We start from the raw sequence: 684 nt of genomic DNA, 5'->3' as shown, positions 1-684 counted from the left end.
GGTGTCCATCGACCCGCCCTCCCGGCCACGGCTACTTCCCAACCAATGGTCTACGGGCCTACCTTATGACCTTCGGACGCACCGACAGGAGGCACGCCCGTGGCAGTTCGCACGCCCCCGCTCTCGGTCGACGAGTTGCGCAGGCTCGTGGCAGCCGGCGATATCGACACCGTCGTCCTCGCCTTCACCGACATGCAGGGCCGACTCCAAGGCAAGCGGTTCGCGGCCCGGTTCTTCCTCGACCAGGTGCTGGAGCACGGCGCGGAGGGCTGCACGTACCTGCTCGCCGTCGACGTCGACATGAACACCGTGGACGGCTACGCCATGTCCTCCTGGGACCGTGGCTACGGCGACTTCGCCATGCGGGGCGACCCGGGCACGCTGCGCCGCATCCCCTGGCAGCCGGGCACCGCCATGCTCATCGCCGACCTCGGCTGGCACGACGGCGCCCCGGTGCCCGCCTCGCCCCGCCAGGTGCTGCGCCAACAGCTCGACCGGCTCGCCGAGCGCGGCTGGAGCGCCTACGTGGGCACCGAGCTGGAGTTCATGATCTTCCAGGACAGCTACGAGGAGGCGTGGGACGCCGCGTACCGCGGACTGACCCCGGCCAACCAGTACAACGCCGACTACTCCGTGCTCGGCACCGCCCGGGTGGAGCCGATGCTGCGCCGCATCCGCCTGGAG

Annotated in this window: 1 pseudogene; it reads left to right on the top strand. The window is 70.3% G+C overall.

What is annotated here, in order from left to right:
- Positions 1-99 precede the first annotated feature (99 nt).
- A pseudogene (locus KUM32_RS39630) lies at positions 100-684 on the top strand (glutamine synthetase); the annotation flags it as partial.

The sequence above is a fragment of the Streptomyces sp. AC627_RSS907 genome (genome assembly GCF_019049165.1).
The sequence above is the reverse complement of the archived record's forward strand: the minus strand, read 5'-3'. Positions and strand labels throughout refer to the sequence as shown.